The organism is Cloacibacterium caeni (genome assembly GCF_907163125.1).
Classification (GTDB): Bacteria; Bacteroidota; Bacteroidia; order Flavobacteriales; family Weeksellaceae; genus Cloacibacterium; species Cloacibacterium caeni_B.
Genome location: NZ_OU015319.1, coordinates 299,251 through 319,044 on the forward strand (window position 1 = coordinate 299,251; position 19,794 = coordinate 319,044).

Consider the following 19,794-nt stretch of genomic DNA (forward strand, 5'->3'; position numbering starts at 1 on the left):
CGTCCTCGCTCCAAAAGGAAAATCTTTTGTGAAAGATTTACTTTTAAAGGAAAAGTTGAAGTTCAAAGGAATATACAGCGCTGATAAGTCATCAGGGATAAAGTGTTAAAAAACTCTTCACGACCGGACATAACTCGGGCTGTAAGAAAGAAGTATTACCCTATTTTGGGCGGTATCCAAACGGTATGGAATTCACAGGAGTAATGAGGATTCTGATAATAGAAATTGGAATTTTTGCTATAGTAGCCGGAGGCTTCAGTTTTGGAATCCTCTAAGAAATTTCTGTAGACTAAAAGGGTGTATTGAGCAGAACTGCAAAGGTTTCCGCTGCAGTTTCCTGAGCATCCTTCAGTTTGACAATTGTGTGATTTGGTGTGACAGCATTTGTCTTTGCAATCGCCACTGTCGCAAGATGGGTGGATCGTCGCGAATGACTGTTTGATGAAAGTTTCCGTATGTGCCCGGTTTTTAAAAAGCTGCTTCTCCTTTTTGCTGCAAGCTAAAGATATCCCCGGCGCCAGAAATAACGCGAGTGTAAAGGAAAGGAATAGTATTTTTAAATTACCGTGCATTATAAAGTATAAACAGTACAAATTTAGGAAATATTTTTGAAGTTTCAATACTGTCCTAAAAAAAAATTATTAAAAATAGAAACAGCCTAAATACCTATTTTACATTTAGCTTTACATTTAATTTCAAAAAAGAACCCCTTGATAATAGTTTTTGGGGGTTTCAGGCGGTTGCTCAAATGGTTTGTCGAGCCAAAATTGAAGATTAATTTTAACAAAAATATTCAATCGGATAAAAGCTACCAGATTTGATAATTGCCAATTATATTTAGCGATGGATTTCAGGTATTTCAGAATGAGAATAGTGATAAGTGCCGTCCAAATTTGGATTTTCACTGCATTTTCAGAAGTTCCAATGAAGGTTTTGATGTGAAGCAACTGCTTGATATCTCTAAAAAAGATCTCAATTTGCCATCTTTGCTTGTATAATTCTGCTATGGTAGAAGCAGCCCAAGAGAAATTATTGGAAATCATTTCAATGGTTTGCTTGTTTTCATTATCCCAAATAGCCACTCTTCTTAATTTTTTTGGATATTTTTCTTTGGATAAAGGATTTGAGAGTACTATTTCTTCGTCTTTTAGGATGCTTTGAGCTCCTTTTGGTGGAAGTTCTCGTTCCTGTAAAGTTTCAAATTTCAGATTTTCTTTATGTCTTATTACGAAGAAAACACCTTTGCTGTCCCAAATAGAGAGCATTGGAAAATCGTTATAGAATCTGTCTGCAACAATGACTGCTCCCTTTTCCAAAGGAATGTTTTCCGCTCCCTTGTTATCAGCAACACTTCCTTTGGTAATATTCACATAAACAGGAAGTTTCCCGTCATATTCAAGTAAGGTATGCATTTTCACGGCTCCTTTTTTAGTTCGATATGTTGCCCAATCGAACAAAGACAGGCATAGAGAAATAAGGGTAGAATCTAATAAATAGACAGGAACTTTTATTTTGAGTTTTATCCGTCTTTCTTTCGTGTGCTGTCCTAATTGTTCTAATAGTTTGAAATACACGTCTTTAAACAAATCTGCATCTCGTTTTCCATTCTGGTAGCTAATAGAAGATTTGGAAGGTGCTGTTTTTATCCCTAAATGATTCAGGTTTCCTGTGGCACTGCGAAGTCCGTTGGAAATGTCCCGAACCGAAGTGCTTTTGGCAAAATGACAGAAAAGCATAGAAACTAAGTGGTTCCAACTATCAAATCCTTTATTTCGGTAATCGGTTTTCTTCTCAATTACTATTTTTTTGAAAATCCCTCGGTCTATTTTTGAAATAATCTGAGAAAATAATGTTAATTTTGAGTCCATAAGAAGGTTTTTTTGTTGTGCAACCTCAAAGATACTTTGAGTTACTTTAATTCCTTCTTATTTTTTTATTTAGGACGCTATTGAAAGATTAACATAAAATTACAAATAACCTATTACTATTATTGAAAATTTCTATTTTCTGTAACCGATTCTGTACAAATTATTCTAAAAGAATATCATTCTAAAATATTCGACCAATATTTCCATACTGAGTTTCTAAAAAAAAGGAACATATTTAGGTCTTAATATCAGCAAAAAACTAAAAAAAGCACAAGGCGAAAAATTACTGTAGAAAGCAAATTGAGTTTGATGGTTATTTTCAGGAGCGTTGGGAAGATGCAGCAGATACGATTGTGAATTTTGATGAGGATTATTTTGAGAACAGGGATAGGAAAAATTTGTATGTTTTTCTTTCTGCGCTATATGATGATGAGGTTTTTGATTATTTACAAGGTGCTTACGCCATTGCAAAGTTAGAAACTCCTACCCAAGAATGGGTGAAGCTGCAGGTGGATGGTTTGATTGCTAAGGGGGTGAGGTTTTGATGGAATTTACCTATTTATAAGCTCCGAAGTCTGGAGACTTCGGAGAGCGGGTTAGTATTGGAAAACTTCTGTGTAAAAATAAAAAAGCCTGGGAAACCAGGCTCAAATATTTTTTTATAGTGCACCAAGAGAGCGCGATGTCTAGTGAGGCACTTTTATGTTGCAAAATTACAAAGATTTTTATATAAAGCAAATATTAATCCAAATATTTTATATGATTTCTTATAATTTCTAATAAGTGAGGCTTCACTTTGTGTTTTTCAAAAAAAGAATAAATTTCAGATTTAAACTCTGCTAATCGATTTATAGAAATTGATTCTAAAAAGAATGCAATAACTTTTAATGAGGCATCTAAAGAGTTTCGGTCACCATTATTGTAATTTATTTTCGGATGCGAACTTAAACTCTGTGGTAAGGAAAAATCAAATAATACATTGCTATGAGCACAGATATTTCTAATTTGTCTAACCGCATGTATTAATCTCATAAATTTACCTAAATCATTTACTTGATATAATTTTGAGATTCTGTTTTTTATTTCTAAATCCTTTATTGCATCGAATAAAGTAATAATGGATCCAAAGGAGAGATATTCAAATGTTTTCCATGCTGGAGCGTAAATATCAGCAGGATGATTTATGTGATGCTTTTTCAACATTAAATTATCTCTTTTGAAATTGTCATCATACCTTTTTTTGAAGTCTTCAACAAAATCTTTTTTCATTAAAGCTTCATCAACAAACCAAAAAGGATCTTGCTTATTAATTATTGACGGATAATAAATTAATTTAGTTCTGAAATTAATTTCAATTCTATTAATATACTTCATTAAAATGTACTTAAGATCAATATCCATATAATACAATTCAATTATTTCAGAAATTTTAATTCCATTTAAGAAGTTCTCTTTTTCATCGTCCATGAAATAATAGGTATAAAAACCAAGTCTATAGTAACCTATATCAAGTAAGATTTCTTTCAATTTGGAAGTTTCATAACAAGATAAATCCAATCCTTTTTCTTCCAATCTTTTAATCTGATCATCAATACTTAGTGCAACTCTACCCATAAATAATATATTAAATTTGACCACCTACGCCTTTGAATTTTTCTACAAATGCAGATATTTTTTGGAAGACGTTTTGTTTTTTGGTTAAATATTGAGGGTTTAAAGGGCTCATTTTTGGCAATAGTGCATTGAGCTCTGTTCCGTTTTCACTGGCATATTCTCTTTTTAATGAAGTGGTGATGTATCGTTTGGCTTCTTCCTCGTTTAGATTTTCATCGGTGATTATTTCGATAGCTTCTGCTTTCTGTTTACGCTGAGCATAATTGAAAAATGTATCAATTATTCCTGCCTTATCTTCGATAGAGTCTAATTCTGTATCATTAATGAAATCTACCACTAAACTTTCTTTTGCCCTGTTGCCAATGCTGGCACGAATCACTCTGCGGATTTCTTCTATTAAAGCTGCTTTGTCTGTGGTTTTCTTATTGTGTTCAAAAATCAATTCTAGAATATAATCTAGGTTTATTTCTTGAGATTTTAATAGATCTATTTCAAAAACTACATCGTCCCAATCTATTTGAGATTCTTCTGTTTCTTTGCCATTTTTTTCTCTACGCAACCAATCTCGAATGTCATTATAAGTAGACCTGTAATCTTGAACGGTTCTTTCTGGTAACAACTTAATTTCTTGCAATTCTGCTAATTGCTGGTCTGTGACAAAATAAGTTTCTTTGAAAACATTTACTGCTTCTTCGTCATTTAGGTCTATAGTTTGTAAAGCTTTTAGATGGGTAAACTCATCATAATTCTGGAGGATGTTTTCTACACGCAAATACTCACCAAATAGTTTAGAGAATTCTTTTTTATCTTTCTCTGTGACGATTTCGTCTGGGTTTGGGAATTTTTCATTTAACTCCTTTACAATCTCAATAAAACCTCTGCGTGCAGTACCGTTTGCTAAATCTGTAAAGCCTTCTAAATACTCTTTGTAGCTTTTTTCTAATACTACATTTTTGGTATTTTTATCTCCAAATAAAGTTATGGCATCTATGGTGTCTGATTCTAAATCTCTAAAAGTGATAATATTGCCAAATGTTTTTGTAGCATCATAAATACGATTGGTACGCGAAAACGCTTGCATTAAACCATGATAACGTAGATTTTTATCTACGAATAAAGTATTAAGAGTAGGTGCATCAAAACCCGTTAAGAACATACCCACTACGATGAGGAGGTCTATTTCTTTGTTTTTTACCCTTTTGGCAAGGTCACGGTAATAGTTTTGAAATTCCTTACTATCTACCCCAAAGCTGGTTCTAAACATTGTATTATAATCCTCAATCGCTTTGGTTAAAAATTCTTTAGCCGTAGAATCCATAGCTGAAGGTTCAAAGTTTTCATCAGGGATTTCACCGATGGCATTTTGTTCTTCATTGGCTGCAAAAGAAAATATGGTAGCGATTTTAAGCGGATTATCACTTTGTTTTTGCTGTTTGTTCAGTTCTTCGTAGTATAATTTGGCTGCATCTACACTGTTCACAGCAAACATGGCATTAAAGCCAGTATTGCCTCCACGAGTTCTGTGGGTTTTAAATTTATAATTTTGTAAAATGTATTGAGCAATTTCTCTGATACGAGCAGGGTGTAAAAAAGCTTTTTGGTTTTCTGCCGCTGTCAATTTTTTCTCGTCAATTTCTGTTTCAATGCTCTTAAATTGAGGTCTAACATCATTGTAATCTACCTTGAACTTCAATACCTTTTCGTCTCTTATGGCATCTGTAATCACGTAAGAGTGTAGTTCTCTACCAAACACACTGGCGGTAGTTTCTGCACCTAAAGCATTCTGAGGAAAAATAGGTGTTCCTGTAAAGCCAAACTGATAGAATTTTTTGAATTTCTTTCTCAGGTTTTTTTGTGCTTCCCCAAATTGAGAACGGTGTGCTTCATCAAAAATGAAAACCACTTGCTTTTGGTATATTGGCAAGTCATTCTCGGTTTTCATGAGGTTGTTGAGTTTTTGAATGGTGGTTACAATGATTTTATTGTCGTCTTTTTCAATATTTCGCTTTAAACCCGCAGTGCTGTCTGATCCATTAACACTGTCGGGAGAAAAGCGCTGATATTCTTTCATGGTCTGAAAGTCTAAATCTTTGCGGTCTACTACAAAGAAGACTTTATCAATAAAATCTAGTTTTGTAGCTAAACGAGCTGCTTTGAAACTGGTTAATGTTTTCCCAGAACCGGTAGTATGCCAAATGTAGCCCCCTCCTTCTGTGGTAGACCATTTTTTAGCTTCGAAAGAACTTTTAATTTTCCATAACATTCTTTCTGTTGCTGCAATTTGGTAGGGTCTCATAATGAGCAAAGTATCACTTACATCAAAAACTGAATACGTAAGCAAAACATTTAGCAGCGTTTGTTTTTGAAAAAAAGTGGCTGTAAAATCTTTGAGGTCTTTGATTAAAGTATTATCCGCCTTAGCCCAGTTCATGGTAAAATCAAAACTATTTTTATCTCGTTTTACCGTATTGGCAAAATAACGGCAGTCTGTACCATTAGAAATTACAAAAATTTGCAGGTACTTAAAAAGTGAATTCTCACTATTGAAGCTTTCTTTGCTGTAGCGATGCACTTGATTAAAAGCTTCTCTTATGGCAACTCCTCTTTTTTTGAGTTCTACTTGAACCATTGGCAAGCCATTGACTAAAATGGTAACATCATAGCGATTGGCATGACGACCTTTTTGTTCGAATTGTGAAATAACTTGTAGTTTATTTCTTGTAATATTTTTTTTGTCTACCAAGTAAATATTTTGGATATGACCATCATCAAACACAAAATCATGGATGTAATTATCATGCAGTTTTCTGGTTTTGTCTACAATACCTTCACTGGGTCTGTCTAAGTATTCTTCTACAAAGCGAGCCCATTCTTCATCGGTAAAAACCATATTGTTTAAAGCCTGTAACTGCACCCTTACATTAGCCAACATGGCTTGCAATGTAGTAAGACCAGAAGGATTCTCATATCCTTGATTGATTAAATCTTGGATAAATTCACGTTCTAAAGCAGATTCTGACTGAAAACCTGCTGGAGATTCATTCAGTGAAGAATATTTATTATAACGGTCTAAAACAATAAAATTGCTGGTTTCTGCGATGGTGCTGTACATAGTAGTTTTTGGTTTTAATTTTTAGGAAAAGATAATAACATATCTCTATAATACTCGTATTGTTTTTTTCTTAGCTCTATTTCTTTTGGTAAACCTTCGGTGATGGAAGTGGTGAGCGTATCAAATTGGTCTAAAATAGAAACAATGCGTTCTTGTTCTTCGAGTGAGGGAATGGGGATTGGAAAATTTAAAAACATGGGCTTTCTCATTGAAGTAACAGATGAATTTACAGAGGTCTTAAGAATGTAATCATAAAACTTTGTAATTATGTAGTGATAGACATATCTTGAATTAACGACACTATTTGGCACAATTCTATATGCTCTTTGGTGTAGTGCATATTTTCCAACTGCCCAATGAAATACTTTTCCAACACCAACTCCATCACCTGCTGTAATGATAGCTGTTTCATCAAAATCATATGAATTAAGTTTTAAGGGAGTTATACCTCTTGCATAAAATGTATAAATGCCATAATCAACAGCATCTTGTGTATTATGACTGCCAGTGCCAATTTCCGCCACCTCCCCCAACGTCTTCCATTTCACTTTATTTTCATCAAAAGATAGCAACTTTTCTCTATAATAAGTATATTGCGATTTTCTTGCTGTAAGCTCTGCTGTAAGCTCTGCTGTAAGTTCGGTGAATGTATCTAGAATTGCAACTATTTTTTGTTGGATTTCGAGAGATTTTTTAGTGTTTTCTGGGCATGGAATGGGGATAAGTTTTTTAGAATAATTACTAATCCATTGTCTTTTATGGTCACCATCTATTAAATCACTTGGCAACGTATTCATCCAATAATAAATATATTTTAATGACACTAATGATTCATCTTTGGAAGTAATCATTTTCATAGCTGAAGACTTCGCTTTAAAATCAAAATCAACCCATTTGTTTGCAGTTGTAAAATCATCAAAAATTATGACAGGATTTTTTGATGCTCTATATATTCCTTCGGTTTCATCAGTATAACCTAGAATAAAGGTTTTACCAGCCGTTAAAACAGGAATTTTAAAATTGTCGTTATAAATATTTGAATTCACCAAATATTTTGTTGGTTGCTCATATTCAGCGAATTTTTCTAAGGGTAACCACACGACCTCAACACCCTCTAATAATTTATCTATGTAACTCATTGTTTCCCTTTCTTTTTTGCTTTTTTCTCCAAATCCGAGATAGTTTTCAAATACTCTTTTTCTACGGATAGCAGCGTTTGTGCTTTGTACTTCTTATATTCCAACTTTGCTTTCTCTGCTGCCTGAGTATGCGATATTTTTCCCGAACCTTCCAATATTTTTCTTCCTGTAGAACCAAGAATATTGTCTAATTCACGCACATAATCTGTCATACGCATTTCCCGTTCTTCAATAGCGTTTAATTCTGCCAAATCAAAATAAGCGGCTACTAAATTGTTGAGCACTTTCAATTCTTTTTCTTCCAAATAATTTTTGGCAATCATTGCTTCGGCTTGTGTGGGTTGCTCGCCTTTAAAATTGGTGAGCCCTGCAAAAGGTTTATCGCTGTCCACACGCAAATAAATTACTTCACTTGCCGTATTTCCGTGAGCTGCATAATGCAATTTGTTTTGAACAATTTTAAAAAAAGTCAAACTTTCTTCGCTTTTTGGGTCATAATCGGTAGCAGTCGCATACAATTCCAACACCTGACGGTACATTACCTTTTCGCTGGAACGAATGTCGCGAATGCGGTCTAATAGTTCTTTCCAATAATTGCCACCGCCCAAGTTTTTAAGGCGTTCATCGTCCATTGTAAACCCTTTTACTATATACTCCTTTAAGCGTTGCGTTGCCCATTGTCGAAAACGAGTGCCTTGTACCGATTTCACCCGATAACCAACGGAAATGATAACATCGAGGTTAAAATAATTTACTTCGTAATTTTTGCCGTCAGCAGCAGTTGTTCGGAATTTCCGAACAACTGATTTTTCATCTAATTCACCTTCTTCAAAAATGTGTTTAATATGTTCGCTGATGGTTGATTTTGCTTTGTCAAACAACATTGCTATTTGGTCTTGTGTAAGCCAAACGGTTTCATCTTCGAGTTGGACATTTATTTTAGTCAGTCCATCGTCCGTGGTATATAAAATTATTTCGCTCATACTTCAATCTCTTTTATAATTTTATCAATATTCGCACGAAGTATATTTATTTTCTCCACCGTTTTTGAAATCTCTGCATTCAGTTCCTCGATATTAATTTTCTCGCGCTTATCTTTGGCTTCTACATACGAGCTTACGGATAGGTTGTAATCGTTTTCTGCAATTTTAGCATTGTCAATAGTGGTGGCTACGTGTGGCACTTCGGCTTTACTGTCAAACATCGCCATAATCTTATCGATATGTTCGTCTTCTAGCAAATTGTTATTGGTTACCTTTCTAAAGAAATCTTCCCCTGTAACATCAATAAACTGGGTTTTGGTATCTGTTTTATGTTTAGAAAGCACGAGAATATTTACGGCGATAGACGTTCCGTAGAATAAGTTAGGGGCTAAAGCAATGACGGTTTCTACAAAATTGTTGTCTACCAAATATTTTCTAATTTTTTGTTCGGCACCGCCACGGTAAAAAATACCTGGGAAGCACACAATAGCTGCTCTCCCTTTACTCGATAAGTAATGCAAGGCGTGTAATACAAATGCAAAATCTGCTTTAGACTTAGGAGCTAAAACACCTGCAGGCGCAAAACGGTCATCGTTAATCAAGGTAGGGTCATCACTCCCTATCCAAGGGATAGAATACGGCGGATTAGACACAATGGCGTCAAACGGTTTTTCGTCCATCAGCTGAGGGTCTCTAAGGGTATCTCCTAAAACAATGTGAAACTTATCATAATTGATATTGTGCAAAAACATATTCATACGCGCCAAGTTGTAGGTGGTATGATTGACTTCTTGTCCGTAGAAACCTTCTTCTATGATGTGGTTGTCAAAATGTTTTTTGGCTTGTAATAGTAATGAGCCAGAACCTGCTGCAGGGTCGTAAATTTTGTTGACTGATTTTTGTCCGTGCATTGCCAGTTGAGCAATGAGTTTAGAAACGTGTTGAGGGGTGAAAAACTCACCTCCCGATTTCCCCGCGTTGGCTGCATAATTGCCGATAAGGAATTCGTAGGCATCACCAAAAAGGTCTATTTGGTTGTCTTCAAATTTACCAAAGTCTAGTTGTTCCACGCCTTTGATGACTGCTGCTAAACGAGCGTTTTTGTTTTCTACATTGTTGCCTAGTCTTGAGCTTGTGGTATCAAAATCTGCAAACAAACCTTTGATGTCTTCTTCCGAAGGATAACCATTGGCAGAACTTTCTATGGCATCAAAAATGGCTTTTAGGTCTGTGTTTAGATTGGGGTTGTTATTGGCATTTTTTGCAATGTTCACAAAAAGCTGGCTTGGATATATGAAGTAGCCTTTTGTTTTTATGGCGTCATCTTTGATTTCGGGAGTGATGACCTCATCAGATAATTGGGAATAATTTATGCTTTCGTCTCCAGCTTCAATGTAATTGGTAAAGTTTTCGCTAATGAAGCGATAAAACAAAGTTCCTAATACAAATTGTTTGAAATCCCACCCATCTACTGAGCCTCTAACGTCGTTGGCAATCTTCCAAATTTGATTTTGTAATGCCGCTCTTTGTGCTATGCTTGTCATTTTTAAGTAAATAATTCTTTAGAAAAAGTTTATGGTTATTAAATTTCAAATATAACAAAACCGAGTCTTATTAAAAAGGGCAAACCGTAAAATCTGCAATAAATTACAATAAATTGAAATAAAACTAATTAAATTACTTTCTTTTGTCGGTGGAGTTTTGGTCGTAACCGAAAAGATTAAACATTTCTCTCATTCGGGAGCGAAGCCTGTTTCCGTAGATGGATTCTATTTCAGCTGCAGAAAGATTGGTGGTGAGGTGAGTGATGAGTCCTTTTTCTTTGAACAGGTCATAGCGTGTGAGGAGGATTTCTGCCATGACATTGCAATCGTTTCCGTAATACTTCGATGAGGTTTCAATGCCTAAATCGTCAAAGCAATAGACTTTGGCTTTTCGAGCATCGTGGGCGAAGTTTCCTTTGGAGTAGTTCTCAAGGATTTGATAGCCCGACTGCATGAATTCTGAAACGATTTGGCGTGTGGAGACCATGCCGAATTTGTTTTTGTTTCCTATGAATTTTTGCATGAGCTTGAATAAGGTGGTTTTTCCGCAACCGATAGGACCAGAAAGGAGAATTCCTTTTTGGAGGTCGAAGTCCATTTCTTTAGCTACTAAATCGTCTTGGAGCATCCATGCAATGGTGGCGAAGACTATGGGTTTTTCTTCGTCTGGAATGAGGTAGTTTTTACCGATGTATTGGGAAGCGAATTTTTTGAATTCTGGAATGATTTTGTAATAATCATAACGGGTTTCTATGGGTGGTGTAGGAAAGTTCATAGAGTGAGGTTGAGGTTAAGGTAAAGGTTAAAGTGGTTCTTTGTAGCTTTTGTTGGTGGTGGCTTGGAGATTGTTGCGTTTGCCTTCGGCTCCGCTCAGGCTACGTGGTTTTAAATTATCATTGAATTTTTTGGAGTTTTTGAGCCAATTGCGTGCAGCTGCTTCCCAATTTTTCATTTTGGATTTTCCACCCACGAGCCAGCCGTTGGATTCGTAGTGGTCAAAAAATCTTTCGGCTTCGGAAAGCGGAGTGTCTTTTTCTTCGAAAAAAAGTTTTACCTCAGCAAAGGTGGGTGGGATTTTGGGAGCTGGTTTGATGTAGTGAGATTCTTCACTGCGCTTTGCTTCGTTCAGAATGACAGGAAAATTCTTTTTGCCTCCAACTTGAATATTGTTTTCGATAAGAGTTGGCGAAAGCTTTGCGATTTTCTTTTTCTTTTCGCGCAACTTTTCTTTTTCTTCACTTTTTTGGGATAGTGATTTTGGAACAATTTCTTGGAAAGGAATTGCAGGTAAAAAAGCTTGTTTAAAATTTGAACTGGTCTCGGGTGAGGTAATACTATGTTTATTGTTTATATTGTTTATATAGTTTATAGAAGGTATCAATGCTTGTTCAATACCTGTTTCGATTTTGATATGGTGCTGGTTCAATGCTTGTTCAGAGCTTGTTTGATTTTTGATACGGTTCTTGTTCAAATGGTGAACATCTATATTTTCGAAATTATGAAGATTGACCAAACTTCCTTTGTATGGATTGAATGAGGGTAAATATTCGATATATCCAAAATCTTGAAGGTCTTTTATACACTTGTGATAAGTTCCTAACGCTGCAATTTTACTGAGCTTCATCATTTCATGTCGTGAAATGCTTATTGGGTTCTGGAAGTGGTTGAGGTTCCAGAACTGAAATAAAGCAAGGTATAAGCTGATGTGTGTGGGGTTAAGGCGTGAGTCTTCGTGGATTTTTTCGTAAAATCCTGTAAGGTGGCGGATGTAGTTCATATTTTTAAATGCTGGATGTGGGATGATGGGAGTTGGAAGTTGGGTGATGGTCGCTTCGTGAACTTCGTTCGTAAACTTCTGTTTATGCTCAGCGTGACATTATGATTGGTGATTGATTAATTATTAGATTGTAAGAGCTTTTCAATGTCCTCATAGTTGTAGTATAGTGTACCTCCGACTTTAGAGTAACGGAGAGTGCCGTTAATCCTCATGTTTTGGAGTGTTCCCGAGGATATTTTGAGGAGTGCTTTAACATCTGCGCTACGGAGCCATTGTTTTTGGTTGTTTGTTTTTGGGAGCAGTAAGTTTTTGAGTTCTTGTAAAAGATCATTTTTGAACTCTTGAAGGTCTTCTTTGGTAATAATTTCTAGTGCCATAATTCAATAGGTTAAGGTTAAGGTTAAGTTGGTTTAGAATTCCAGCAATGACTTTCATCCCCGGAATTGTTTACAGCGAAATTGTGCTGTTTTGGTAAGATTTATTCACAACGGAGACTGCGTTGTGAATGATTTTTTAAAAATTTTCGTCTGTTTCCTCCATTCTTAACAGAAGTTTATCTTTGAGGGTATTGATAAATTTGGCTCTGTCGTCTTTTCGGGTTCTGATGTCTAGGAACATACGCCTGTATTGTCCTAAATCTACATTGAAGGTTTCTTGGAATTGTTCTGCAATGTCTTTAACATTAGCAGTTCCGTTGTTGAAAACGCCTTCGGTTTGGAGGGCGTAGATGAGTTCAATAAGGGCGACTTTTGAGGCCGTCCATTGGAGTTTGGATGATTGGGTTGTATAAATCCCGTTTAGTGCTTTTTCAAGCTCTAAAATCTTTTTATCTATGTATATAGACAAAAGGTCGTTCGCCATGATTAAAGCGACTTTGCTATCATGGGCGGTTGAGAATTTAGGGTCAAATTCAAAATAATAATTGTTGAGGTTGATTTTAAAATCTACATTTCCTCTCAAAAAATATTTCTCATCTAGGAAAGTGCTATTCGTACGGTAGTATTGATAAAAATCTAAATTCTTATCAAAGAAATCTTTTATGTTGGCCTGTTCAGCTTCATAATATTTTTTGAGGATTGATGCACCTCCTAATGGAGCTTGGGAAGCAATTCTATAAATTGCCATGTGATAATATAGCTTGGAAGTGAATTGCGGTTTTATGGATTTAAAAAATAAAATTTCTTCATGCTTAGATTTAAATTTATGTTTAATGAGCATTTTTTTCAGCTGCTCTAGAGTTTTGAGAATGACTTTGATTGTCTCTTCTGATTTTTGGAGAACGTTATCAAATTCGGACTCTAAAAACTCAATCTGCCCATTAAGCTCTCTTAAGAGATCAATAGATTTCGTTTCCACAGTTAAATTTTGTTTTTAACGGTGCTAAAAATATAATTTTAACGATAATGCAACAAAAAATATTAAAAAATATTTTCAACAACAATAAACGAATTTTATTAATTATTCATAATCAATCTCTTATATAAATGAAAAATAATTACTAGTACATGATGATATATTGAAAATATAACAACATTGTTACAAAATATATGAAAGTTACTATATAAGACTGGTTTGGAGCTGTTTGGGTTTTTACCAAAAAAGAAAATGAAGATTAAGAAATCTTCATTTTTAGTTCTTTTTGGGCTAATTTTTCTTTTAAGATATTCATGTCGTTGCTGACTTTGGAATCTAGGATTTTGGCGTAGTGTTGGGTCATTTTAATACTTTTATGACCTAGCATTTTACTTACTGTTTCGATTGGTACACCATTATTTAGAGTTACTGTTGTGGCAAAAGTGTGTCTTGCTGCATGAAAAGTTAAATCAAATTCTATATCGCATAGTGTAGAAATTTCTTTTAAATACTCGTTCATTTTTTGATTGCTTAGTATTGGGAGGACTAAATTTTGATTTAAACATTTAGGATGATCTTTGTATTTATTCATAATCATTTCTGCAATAGGGAGAATAGGAATTCTTACCTCCACCTTAGTTTTTGTTCTTTTTGTTTTTATCCATTTTTCACCTTTTAAGTCAATAAATATATTTTCATAAGTAAGATTTTTAATATCAACGTATGCTAAACCAGTATAGCAACTAAAAATAAAAATGTCTCTGACTGATGCTAATCTTTCTGACTTAAATTCTTTATTCAAAATTTGATCTATATGAGATTGAGATAAAAAATTAGGAACTACAGTTGTTAATTTTGATTTGTAATTGATGAAAGGATTTTTTGAAATCCACTCATTAGCAAAGCAGATATTTATGATTTTTTGAAAATTCTTAATGTACTTAACAGCAGAATTATTGGCACATTTACGAACTGTTCTTAACCAATATTCGTAACTAGAAACAAATTCGGGATTGATTTGTTTAACGTCCATATCCGAAACATTATATTTCCATTTTAAAAATTCAATCGTATGTCTAAGGGAAGTCTCATATCTTTCCCAAGTTCCTTTGGAATAAGTTTCTCCTATTAAGTCATACATTTGTTTGTTATGTTCTTTGAAAACTTCAACGATAGTTACTTTCTTTTCGTCAATACCTAAATAACGATTTTTAAGAGTTTCACTCGTTATTTCTTTATTTGCCAAAATTAATTCGTTATAACTTGAAAATACTTTGAATTTTATATGCTCTAAAAGTGAATTAATGAATTTGGATTGTTGGGAATTGCCTTTTAATTTACCAGATTTAGAACACCATGAAGCTGTTGGGATAGTTTGCCCAGTTGATATTTCAGAGCGTTTTCCTCTCACTGTAATACGTAAATAAATGGCTGATAGTTCTGGATTGCCTTTTGTTTTCTTGGCGTAGAAAAGTAAACTGTAGTGGTTCATGTGTGGTGACATTTAAAGGTTATAAATTTATTTTTGACCCTAAGAACCTACAAGATGTTCAATCATTGAAATGGCTTTGTATAAGCAGTTTCAAGAGAGAAAGGTGAGTACTTTGGTGATTTTTTGATACTCACCTAATTACACCCTTACAGATTGAATTATTTTAGTTATTTATGATATTACATAAAACAAAAAACCCTTTAAAACGTACATTTTAAAGGGTTTTAATGAAATATGTATTTCGTATTGCAGAAAGGAAGGGATTCGAACCCTCGATACAGTTACCCGTATACTACCTTTCCAGGGTAGCTCCTTCAACCACTCGGACACCTTTCTTTTTCAGATGGCAAAGGTAGAATTTATTCTTCAATTTCCGAAATTTCTCCACGCAGATTTTTCTTAAAATTTTCTGCAAAATTTCCTGAATAATTCGGGTTATCGATTAAATGCATAGCTTTTGCCAAAGCACTTTCGGCAGTGATGTCATGACCGCTTATTGCGCCTATCTTTTTGAAAATGTTACTGTTATTGTATTTCCCTATGCTTATTCCACCAGAAACACATTGAGAAATCACCACGATTTCAGTTCCGTTATTTCTGATTTTTTGGAGGACTTCTTCTGTTTTTTTATTGCTAAAAATCGTTCCAGAACCGAAAACTTGAAGAATTAAAACCTTGATTTTAGGAATTTGTGGCAAACTTTCTAAATTGATTCCAGGGAAAATTCTCCACAAAAGAATACTGTCATTCAAATGTAAATCTACAGAAAAATCTTCTTGATAAGGCGTTCTGTACAGCATGGCTTCTTCTACTTTCAAGTGAACACCAGATTCTCCTAAAATAGGGTAGTTTGGACTGATAAATGCATCGAAATTCTCGGCAGAATATTTTAAACAACGGTTTCCTCTCAATAATTTATATTCGAAATAGAGCGCCACTTCTTGTACCACCGCTTCATTATTTTGATATAAACTCGCATAATAAAGACTGGTGAGCAAATTTTCTTTGGCGTCAGTTCTTAAATCCCCGATTGGTAACTGCGAACCCGTCAAAATCACAGGTTTTCTTAAATTTTTAAGCATGAAACTCAGTGCAGAAGCAGTATAAGCCATAGTATCTGTTCCGTGAAGAATCAAAAATCCATCAAAAAGGTGATAATTTTCCTCAATCAATTGAGCGATTTCCTTCCATTCTTCTGGTCCTACATCTGATGAATCCAAAGGTTCTGAAAACTGATGAACGCTTACTTCGCATTCCAGCAGATTCATCTCTGGGATTTTATTGAAAATATGATTGAAATCAAAAGCGCGAAGACTATTGGTTTCATAATCTTTCTCCATTCCGATAGTTCCGCCTGTGTATATGATGAGGACTTTTCTTTTCATGTAAAATTTTCTTTTTTGTAGAATTTTTCAGACTTTAAAGTTAAAAATTTAAAGTTAATTTCTAAAATATTTTGCAATTTTGCCAAATGATTCCTAAAAACAGACTTCAAGAAACTTTTGATTATCTAAAACAATTTCTTACCGATGAAAGATTGAGCAAAATAGAGCATTTTTCTCAGGAAAGTTCAGATTTTGTGCTTCCCGTGATGGAAGATGTGTATCAGTTCCGTAATGCAGCAGCGATTGTAAGAAGTGTGGAAGCTTGTGGTTTTCATCACGTAGTTGCTTTGGAAGAAGAAAATGTGTTCAATCCAAATCTAAAGGTTACGAAAGGTGCAGAAACTTGGGTAAAAGTAGAAAAAATGCCAAATAATCTTGATTCTTTAAAAGAAATTAAAAGCAGAGGTTATAAAATTTTGGCGGTTTCTCCAGAGAATAACGCAACCATGTTGCCTGATTACGAAGTAAAAGAACCGATTGCACTGGTTTTTGGGACAGAATTGGAAGGCGTTTCTGATGAAATTTTAGAGTTTGCAGACGAAACTTTGGCAATTCCCATGTATGGTTTTACCAAAAGTTTTAACGTTTCGGTTGCCGCTGCAATTTGTATGTACGAATTGAAGCAAAAACTTATGAAATCTCGAATTGATTATAAATTATCTGAAGAAAAATTACTAGAAATGAAAATCAGATGGACAGTAAATTCCATCAGAAGTGGAGAAGAACTTTTGGAAAGGTTTTTGAATAGATAAATGAAAAGCTATGAAAAAACTAATCTTTATATTATTTTTATTATTTACTTTTTCGTGTAAAAAAGAGAATTCTTCTGTGGAAAATTCCAATTATTGGCAAATTTATACTGATGTTAAATACTTTCCAATTTCAATTATTAAATTTTTAGAAGCTTTGTACGGAAGAGATTTTAAATTAGCAAATCCAAATGAAAATTTCAATATAACAGATGTTAAAGTATATCCAAATAAGCCACATCAACAATTATGTTTTTTAGCAAATAAGGAAAATATTTGGAGACTCGTTTATATCCAAGGCGGTGTTGGGAAATCAAACAAGTTTTATGAATTTGAAGTAAATAAGGATACAATTTCCAAAATAAAAAAAGGTTGGTCTTTTGAGAATATAAGAACAAATGATTCCTTAGAGTTTTACTTAAAAAAAGGAAAAATTAATTTTGAGAAAATTAAGATTAAATATGAATAATTAAATCATTTTTTCATAATTCCACGCAGCTACGAAAATCCCTGCGGTTTCTGTTCTTAATCTTTGGTGTCCCAGTGAAACGGCTTTAATGCCTTTTTCGGCTAACATTTTAATTTCTTTTTCAGAAAAATCACCTTCTGGACCAATAAGGAAAGTAGGATTGGTCAATTCTGGAATTTCGTTGAGGTTGATGCGTTCAAAAGCAACATCGCAATGCGCCACAAAAGTCATTTCCGGATTTACATTTTTAATAAAATCTGAAAGTTTTGTAACATTATTAATGTTTGGAAAGAAGAATCTTAAACTTTGTTTAGATGCAGCAACAGCTTGTTTTCTGAGTTTTTCGATGTTCAGGTTTTTACGTTCTGTTTTTTCAGTATTCAGAATGGTAATTTCGGAAATACCCATTTCTGTTGCTTTTTCAACAAAAAATTCAATTCTGTCGATGTTTTTGGTAGGAGCAATCGCAATATGCAATTGTCTGGTAAGATTCGGAAAATATTCTTGAACTTCCGTAACGTTCAGACTGACTTTTTTCCCTTCAAAAACGAGGTTTCCTTTGGCGAGATTTCCTTTTCCATCCGTCACGAAAATTTCTTCGCCTTCTTTCATACGAAGAACTTTCACAATGTGCTGTTGCTCTTCGTCATTAATTTTTACATCTGGAATAATTTCGCCAAAGAAAAGTTTCATTTTATTTTAAATATTTTTGAAATGTTTTGTACATTTAGTAAGCCACGAAGTGGCGATATCATTAGCAAAGGGTTTAGCCCTTTGTAAAATTAAAATTGATTTTTCGAAGCCACGAAGTGGCGAAATCAATCCCAAATATATTTTTCATCAAACTCAATTTCATAATTTTTCAAAAATAGCAAAAACTCTTCTTGAAAACCTTTTGTTCTATGATGTTCTTTTTGATTCTTAATATAATCAACTACTTTATTAACCTCTCTCGGATTTACAGAAAAACTTCCATAACCATTTTGCCAATAGAAAATTTTAAATTTATCTCCTTTAGTTTTAATCCATTTTGATGAATGAGACTTTATTTCTTCAATTAAATTTGATAGCGCCACGTTTTTATGTAATAAACACAAAATATGAACGTGGTTTTTGTACCCACCAATTTTTAGAGGATTACATTTTAAATTTTTGCAAATTCCTCCTATATAATTGTAGAGTTCTTCTTCAATATCTTCAGTAATTAAATTATTTCTATTTTTAGTACTAAAAGTGATGTGAATATAATTTTTTACTAAAGATTGTCCCATTTTAATAGTTTTTTAGATTTCGGTGCTTCGCACCTTTTTTGTTATGGCATATTTTTGCCAAAGTGCTCCACACTTTGCTATTGATTTCGGTACTTTGTACCTAATTTTCTTTATGTTCAGCAAAAATCCTTAAAATCTGCGTTATCAGTGTTCATTACTTTTTGAACAGTGAAATGATTTTTTTGCCCACTGTAATCAAAATTACCATCAATAAACCGCCAATAATTCCAGCGGCAAATTCATTGACAATAGCAGGTGTAGGTAAATTTTCAACCAAATGATGTAAATATTCTACATTGTGTAGGAAAATCCCTCCAGCTACTAGAATTAAAGCAATCGTTCCAACTACTCCTAAAATTTTAATTACCCAAGGCAACATATTGATAAGCAATTGACCAATATTAAATAAAATTCCGCCTTCTTTTTTAGATTTTTTTTGCAGTTTATATCCAGCATCGTCCATTCTTACAATTAAAGCTACAATTCCATAAACCCCAACTGTAGCGATGATTGAAACGACTGTAACGGTTAGAATTTGGTTAAGAAGCGGTTGGTCTAATACAGAACCTAATGCAATAATTACAATTTCTAAAGACAAAATAAAATCAGTAGTGATAGCAGATTTTACTTTTGCTTTTTCTGCAGCGATAGGATCATCCATCACATCTAAAGCTTCTTCGTGTTCTGTTTTGTGGTCATTTTTATGAAAGAAAAATTCTATAATTTTTTCGGCACCTTCATAGGCCAAATATAAACCACCAATCACCAAAATGATTTTGATGGCTGCAGGAAATAACCAGTTTAACCCAAAAATAATGGGTAAAATAATCAATTTGTTAAGAAATGAACCTTTGGTAATTGCCCAAAGTACAGGTAATTCTCTAGAGGAAAGGAAGCCTGTCGCTTTTTCGGCGTTTACAGCCAAGTCGTCTCCTAAAATCCCTGCGGTTTTTTTAGTTGCCAGTTTACTAGCAACTGCTACATCGTCCATCAATGCAGCGATATCATCTAAAATTGCAAAAAAGCCTGAAGCCATAA

The 19,794-nt window shown here is 34.0% G+C and carries 18 protein-coding genes and 1 tRNA gene; 3 read left to right on the top strand and 16 right to left on the bottom strand.

What is annotated here, in order from left to right; translation table 11 throughout:
• Window positions 1-695: 695 nt before the first annotated feature.
• Complete coding sequence (locus KKQ79_RS01385) at window positions 696-1,868, bottom strand: IS4 family transposase (RefSeq protein WP_213188635.1); 1,173 nt, start codon at window positions 1,866-1,868, stop codon at window positions 696-698.
• Between the two features lie 353 nt (window positions 1,869-2,221).
• Between KKQ79_RS01385 and KKQ79_RS01390 the strand changes: the two genes are divergently transcribed.
• Window positions 2,222-2,413, top strand: coding sequence for a hypothetical protein (locus KKQ79_RS01390; RefSeq protein WP_213188636.1), 192 nt, complete (start codon window positions 2,222-2,224; stop codon window positions 2,411-2,413).
• A gap of 196 nt (window positions 2,414-2,609) precedes the next feature.
• Here KKQ79_RS01390 and KKQ79_RS01395 read toward each other — a convergent pair whose 3' ends face one another.
• The 12 genes from KKQ79_RS01395 to KKQ79_RS01450 form a co-directional block, all read right to left on the bottom strand.
• Window positions 2,610-3,482: an Abi family protein gene (locus tag KKQ79_RS01395; RefSeq protein WP_133159950.1), complete on the bottom strand. Its 873-nt coding sequence runs from the start codon at window positions 3,480-3,482 to the stop codon at window positions 2,610-2,612.
• Window positions 3,483-3,492: 10 nt separating this feature from the next.
• Window positions 3,493-6,594, bottom strand: coding sequence for a type I restriction endonuclease subunit R (locus KKQ79_RS01400; protein WP_213188637.1), 3,102 nt, complete (start codon window positions 6,592-6,594; stop codon window positions 3,493-3,495).
• 14 nt (window positions 6,595-6,608) lie between these two features.
• Entirely contained in the window at window positions 6,609-7,733 is a 1,125-nt protein-coding gene (locus KKQ79_RS01405) for a restriction endonuclease subunit S (RefSeq protein ID WP_213188638.1), read from the bottom strand.
• Window positions 7,730-8,716, bottom strand: coding sequence for a virulence RhuM family protein (locus KKQ79_RS01410; protein WP_213188639.1), 987 nt, complete (start codon window positions 8,714-8,716; stop codon window positions 7,730-7,732). Before KKQ79_RS01410 ends, KKQ79_RS01405 begins: the two co-directional genes overlap by 4 nt.
• On the bottom strand, window positions 8,713-10,260 hold the full coding sequence (locus tag KKQ79_RS01415) for a type I restriction-modification system subunit M (RefSeq protein WP_213188640.1): 1,548 nt from the start codon (window positions 10,258-10,260) through the stop codon (window positions 8,713-8,715). Before KKQ79_RS01415 ends, KKQ79_RS01410 begins: the two co-directional genes overlap by 4 nt.
• 133 nt (window positions 10,261-10,393) lie before the next feature.
• Window positions 10,394-11,035 carry an AAA family ATPase gene (locus KKQ79_RS01420; RefSeq protein WP_104792564.1) on the bottom strand — a complete coding sequence of 214 codons (642 nt, stop codon included), beginning with the start codon at window positions 11,033-11,035 and terminating at the stop codon, window positions 10,394-10,396.
• A gap of 27 nt (window positions 11,036-11,062) precedes the next feature.
• Window positions 11,063-12,037: a transcriptional regulator gene (locus KKQ79_RS01425; protein WP_213188641.1), complete on the bottom strand. Its 975-nt coding sequence runs from the start codon at window positions 12,035-12,037 to the stop codon at window positions 11,063-11,065.
• Between the two features lie 116 nt (window positions 12,038-12,153).
• Entirely contained in the window at window positions 12,154-12,414 is a 261-nt protein-coding gene (locus KKQ79_RS01430) for a helix-turn-helix domain-containing protein (RefSeq protein ID WP_213188642.1), read from the bottom strand.
• Between the two features lie 136 nt (window positions 12,415-12,550).
• Window positions 12,551-13,255 (bottom strand): RteC domain-containing protein, encoded by a 705-nt coding sequence (locus tag KKQ79_RS01435; protein WP_284070066.1) that lies wholly within the window; start codon window positions 13,253-13,255, stop codon window positions 12,551-12,553.
• A 394-nt stretch (window positions 13,256-13,649) separates the two neighbouring features.
• A complete protein-coding gene (locus KKQ79_RS01440) occupies window positions 13,650-14,882 on the bottom strand; it encodes a site-specific integrase (protein WP_213188644.1) in 1,233 nt (410 codons plus the stop codon).
• Between the two features lie 249 nt (window positions 14,883-15,131).
• A tRNA-Ser gene (locus KKQ79_RS01445) sits at window positions 15,132-15,218 on the bottom strand.
• A gap of 23 nt (window positions 15,219-15,241) precedes the next feature.
• The gene (locus KKQ79_RS01450; RefSeq protein ID WP_213188645.1) at window positions 15,242-16,267 is read right to left on the bottom strand and encodes an asparaginase; all 1,026 of its coding nucleotides are present in this window, start codon (window positions 16,265-16,267) and stop codon (window positions 15,242-15,244) included.
• 86 nt (window positions 16,268-16,353) lie between these two features.
• On the opposite strand from KKQ79_RS01450, the gene KKQ79_RS01455 reads away from it, so the two are divergent.
• On the top strand, window positions 16,354-17,019 hold the full coding sequence (locus KKQ79_RS01455) for a TrmH family RNA methyltransferase (RefSeq protein ID WP_213188646.1): 666 nt from the start codon (window positions 16,354-16,356) through the stop codon (window positions 17,017-17,019).
• A 10-nt stretch (window positions 17,020-17,029) separates the two neighbouring features.
• On the top strand, window positions 17,030-17,485 hold the full coding sequence (locus tag KKQ79_RS01460; protein WP_213188647.1) for a hypothetical protein: 456 nt from the start codon (window positions 17,030-17,032) through the stop codon (window positions 17,483-17,485).
• Here the strand turns inward: KKQ79_RS01460 and KKQ79_RS01465 are convergent, their stop codons facing one another.
• The 3 genes from KKQ79_RS01465 to KKQ79_RS01475 form a co-directional block, all read right to left on the bottom strand.
• Window positions 17,486-18,178, bottom strand: coding sequence for an RsmE family RNA methyltransferase (locus KKQ79_RS01465; protein WP_213188648.1), 693 nt, complete (start codon window positions 18,176-18,178; stop codon window positions 17,486-17,488). It abuts the gene before it with no gap.
• 125 nt (window positions 18,179-18,303) lie between these two features.
• A complete protein-coding gene (gene tnpA, locus KKQ79_RS01470; RefSeq protein ID WP_213188649.1) occupies window positions 18,304-18,756 on the bottom strand; it encodes an IS200/IS605 family transposase in 453 nt (150 codons plus the stop codon).
• Window positions 18,757-18,910: 154 nt separating this feature from the next.
• A complete protein-coding gene (locus tag KKQ79_RS01475) occupies window positions 18,911-19,792 on the bottom strand; it encodes a DUF808 domain-containing protein (protein WP_213188650.1) in 882 nt (293 codons plus the stop codon).
• Between the last annotated feature and the right edge of the window lie 2 nt (window positions 19,793-19,794).

What these genes read in the sequence shown, in the direction of transcription:
- KKQ79_RS01385 (WP_213188635.1), bottom strand. Translation starts at nt 1,868, where the DNA reads ATGGACTCAAAATTAACATTATTTTCTCAGATTATTTCAAAAATAGAC.
- KKQ79_RS01395 (WP_133159950.1), bottom strand. Translation starts at nt 3,482, where the DNA reads ATGGGTAGAGTTGCACTAAGTATTGATGATCAGATTAAAAGATTGGAA.
- KKQ79_RS01400 (WP_213188637.1), bottom strand. Translation starts at nt 6,594, where the DNA reads ATGTACAGCACCATCGCAGAAACCAGCAATTTTATTGTTTTAGACCGT.
- KKQ79_RS01405 (WP_213188638.1), bottom strand. Translation starts at nt 7,733, where the DNA reads ATGAGTTACATAGATAAATTATTAGAGGGTGTTGAGGTCGTGTGGTTA.
- KKQ79_RS01410 (WP_213188639.1), bottom strand. Translation starts at nt 8,716, where the DNA reads ATGAGCGAAATAATTTTATATACCACGGACGATGGACTGACTAAAATA.
- KKQ79_RS01415 (WP_213188640.1), bottom strand. Translation starts at nt 10,260, where the DNA reads ATGACAAGCATAGCACAAAGAGCGGCATTACAAAATCAAATTTGGAAG.
- KKQ79_RS01420 (WP_104792564.1), bottom strand. Translation starts at nt 11,035, where the DNA reads ATGAACTTTCCTACACCACCCATAGAAACCCGTTATGATTATTACAAA.
- KKQ79_RS01425 (WP_213188641.1), bottom strand. Translation starts at nt 12,037, where the DNA reads ATGAACTACATCCGCCACCTTACAGGATTTTACGAAAAAATCCACGAA.
- KKQ79_RS01430 (WP_213188642.1), bottom strand. Translation starts at nt 12,414, where the DNA reads ATGGCACTAGAAATTATTACCAAAGAAGACCTTCAAGAGTTCAAAAAT.
- KKQ79_RS01435 (WP_284070066.1), bottom strand. Translation starts at nt 13,255, where the DNA reads ATGCTCATTAAACATAAATTTAAATCTAAGCATGAAGAAATTTTATTT.
- KKQ79_RS01440 (WP_213188644.1), bottom strand. Translation starts at nt 14,882, where the DNA reads ATGAACCACTACAGTTTACTTTTCTACGCCAAGAAAACAAAAGGCAAT.
- KKQ79_RS01450 (WP_213188645.1), bottom strand. Translation starts at nt 16,267, where the DNA reads ATGAAAAGAAAAGTCCTCATCATATACACAGGCGGAACTATCGGAATG.
- KKQ79_RS01455 (WP_213188646.1), top strand. Translation starts at nt 16,354, where the DNA reads ATGATTCCTAAAAACAGACTTCAAGAAACTTTTGATTATCTAAAACAA.
- KKQ79_RS01460 (WP_213188647.1), top strand. Translation starts at nt 17,030, where the DNA reads ATGAAAAAACTAATCTTTATATTATTTTTATTATTTACTTTTTCGTGT.
- KKQ79_RS01465 (WP_213188648.1), bottom strand. Translation starts at nt 18,178, where the DNA reads ATGAAACTTTTCTTTGGCGAAATTATTCCAGATGTAAAAATTAATGAC.
- tnpA (WP_213188649.1), bottom strand. Translation starts at nt 18,756, where the DNA reads ATGGGACAATCTTTAGTAAAAAATTATATTCACATCACTTTTAGTACT.
- KKQ79_RS01475 (WP_213188650.1), bottom strand. Translation starts at nt 19,792, where the DNA reads ATGGCTTCAGGCTTTTTTGCAATTTTAGATGATATCGCTGCATTGATG.